The 2,707-nt window shown below is 75.5% G+C and carries 2 protein-coding genes and 1 pseudogene; 2 read left to right on the forward strand and 1 reads right to left on the reverse strand.

Going from position 1 to position 2,707, the window contains the following annotated elements:
- Window positions 1-81: 81 nt before the first annotated feature.
- Window positions 82-501 (forward strand): protein-tyrosine phosphatase family protein, encoded by a 420-nt coding sequence (locus ABZU46_RS31525; protein WP_354863339.1) that lies wholly within the window; start codon window positions 82-84, stop codon window positions 499-501.
- A 225-nt stretch (window positions 502-726) separates the two neighbouring features.
- Here ABZU46_RS31525 and ABZU46_RS31530 read toward each other — a convergent pair.
- Window positions 727-1,773, reverse strand: a pseudogene (locus ABZU46_RS31530) (ATP-binding cassette domain-containing protein); the annotation flags it as partial.
- A gap of 54 nt (window positions 1,774-1,827) precedes the next feature.
- On the opposite strand from ABZU46_RS31530, the gene ABZU46_RS31535 reads away from it, so the two are divergent.
- Window positions 1,828-2,526 carry a MerR family transcriptional regulator gene (locus tag ABZU46_RS31535; protein ID WP_354863340.1) on the forward strand — a complete coding sequence of 233 codons (699 nt, stop codon included), beginning with the start codon at window positions 1,828-1,830 and terminating at the stop codon, window positions 2,524-2,526.
- Window positions 2,527-2,707 lie beyond the last annotated feature (181 nt).

Below are 2,707 nucleotides of genomic sequence, written 5' to 3' on the forward strand. Positions count from 1 at the left end.
CCCCGACCAACTGGTCGGGGGCGGCGCTTTCTGTGCCCAGCGGGCACGATGACCCGCCCTCGGTCGCGGCACAATGTTCCGGTGACCGCCGCGCAGATCTGGTCGGAGCAGTCCGGGTTGCTCGTACTGCCGAGCGGGGCAGTGGTGCGTGGACGCCGCATCGCCGCGACCGCCTCGCCTGCCGACTTCGCGCTGCTGTTGGCGCCCGGTCCGGCGCCGGCGTGGCCATTCCGGCGGATCAGGTGGCCCGACTTCTGGGTGCCGCTCGATCGGGCGGACGCACTCGACGCGTTGCGTGCGGCGCTGCGGAGGGCACGCGACGGCGAACGCGTTGAGGTGGCCTGCCGGGGCGGGGTCGGCCGGACGGGAACGGCGTTGGCCGCGCTGGCGATCCTCGACGGCCTGCCGGCGGAGCGGGCGGTGCCCTGGGTCCGGGCGGGCTACCACCCGAAGGCGGTCGAGACACCCTGGCAGCGGCGCTGGCTGCGCCGCGTCGCCTGACCGCTGGTGTCGCCGGCCACGCGGCAGGGCCGGCCCGTCCTCGACCGCTGGCGTGGGCCGCCCCACCGCGTCGCGTCGGCCCGCGCACCCGCGCGCCGGCCGCTGGCGTCGCCAGCCCGCCCGCACCGTCGACTCGGCCCACCGCTGGCGTCGGCCGCCCGCGCCGTCGGGCTCGCTCGCACGCCGTGCGGCGTCAGGCGCCGCGTCCCGGGCACCGCTGACCCGTCACCCCTTGGGCAGCTCCGCTGGCTTGTGGACGTACTCGCGGAGATGCGTGGCGGTGAGGGTGTCGCCGTGGGCGACCAGGTCCGCCGGCGTGCCGGTGAAGACGATGCGCCCGCCGTCGTGCCCGGCGCCCGGGCCGAGGTCGATGAGCCAGTCCGCGTGGGCCATCACGGCCTGGTGGTGCACCGTGTTGCCGGCGTCGACCATGCGGTCCAACAGGGCCAGCAGTTGGTCCACGTCGGCCAGGTGCAGGCCGGTGGTGGGCTCGTCGAGGACGTACGTGCTGGTCTTCTCCGCCAGGTGGATGGCGAGCTTGAGCCGTTGCCGCTCCCCGCCGGACAGGGTGGTCAGCGGCTGGCCGAGGCTGAGGTAGCCCAACCCGACGTCGACCAGCCGGTGGAGGATGAGGTGCGCCGGCCCGCTGGGGAAGAATCCGTACGCCTCGGTGACCGACATGGCCAGCACCTCGCTGATGTTCTTCCCGCGCAGGGTGTACGTGAGGACCTCGTCGGTGAACCGCCGCCCCGCGCACCGCTCGCAGACGCTCGCCACGCCGGCCATCATCGCCAGGTCCGTGTAGATCAGCCCGATGCCCTTGCAGGCCGGGCAGGCGCCTTCGGAGTTCGCGCTGGACAGCGCTGCCTTGACGCCGTTGGCCTTGGCGAAGGCGGTACGGATCGGGTCGAGCAGTCCGCTGTAGGTGGCCGGGTTGCTGCGTCGTGATCCGCGGATCGGGGACTGGTCGACGATCACCGCACCGGCCCGGCCGCGCAGTGAGCCGTGGATCAGCGAGCTCTTGCCGGAACCGGCCACGCCGGTGACCACGGTGAGGACGCCGAGCGGGATGTCCACGTCCACGTCCACGTCGCGCAGGTTGTGCAGGTCGGCGTGGCGGATGCTGAGCTGCCCGGTCGGTCGGCGTACCTCGTCGCGCACCCTCACCCGGTGGTCCAGGTGCCGCCCGGTGAGGGTGCCCGAGCGGCGCAGGCCGGGGACGTCGCCGGTGAAGCAGATCTGCCCGCCGGCGCTGCCCGCGCCCGGCCGAAGGATCGCCTGCGGGCCGTGGACCTCGCCGCCACCGCGGGGATCTCGGTGCAGCAGGTGCGCAACTACGTCGAGGAGGGCGTGCTGCCGCCGGTGCGGCGTACCGCGAGCGGCTACCGGATCTTCACGACCGCACACGCCCGCGCGCTGACCGTGGCCCGGCGGCTGGCCGAGGGGCACGGCTGGGGCCGTACCCGGGAGATCATGGCGGCGGTGCACGGCGGTGACGTGCCGGCGGCCCTGGCGGCGCTCGACGGCGGCCATGCCGAGCTGGACCGCGAACGCGCCGACATCCGCCGCGTGCTCGGCGCCTTCGAGACCGTGCTGGCCAACCCGCCGGCGACCCGGCCGGCCCAGCGCCGCGGCGTCCGCATCGGCGAGGTGGCGGCCCTGGTCGGGGTGCGGACCTCGCAGCTGCGCCTGTGGGAGGCCCGCGAGCTGCTGCGGCCGGGCCGCGCGCCCGGCACCAACTACCGGGTGTACGACGAGACCGAGCTGCGCGCCGCGCAGGTCGTCGCGCTCCTGCGCCGAGGCGCCTACCCGTTCGAGATCATCGAGGCGGTGCTGGGCGAGCTGCGCACCACCGGCAGCGCCCAGCGGGTACGCGCCGAGCTGGCCCGCCGTGAGCAGGACCTGCACGCCCGCAGCCTGCGCCGGTTGCGGGGCAGCGCCGCGCTGCACGACTACCTGGTGGAGCGGGCCGCCGCCGGAAGGTCGAGCGGCCAACCGCTCCCGCCGGGCGATCTTGTTGACTAGGGTCGGGCACATGAGAGCTGCGCTGCTGGCGGTCACGGCTTCCGCCGTCCTGCTCGCCCCCGCGCCGGTCGCGGCCGCCGCGGCGGCCCCCACCCCCGGCGCCGCGACGGGCGCCGCCGCCACGGGCGCTGCCGCCACGAGTGCCGCCGCCGCCCCCCCCGCCGATCGGCAGAGCACACGT

The sequence above is a fragment of the Micromonospora sp. NPDC005197 genome, assembly GCF_040608295.1.
GTDB lineage: Bacteria > Actinomycetota > Actinomycetes > Mycobacteriales > Micromonosporaceae > Micromonospora.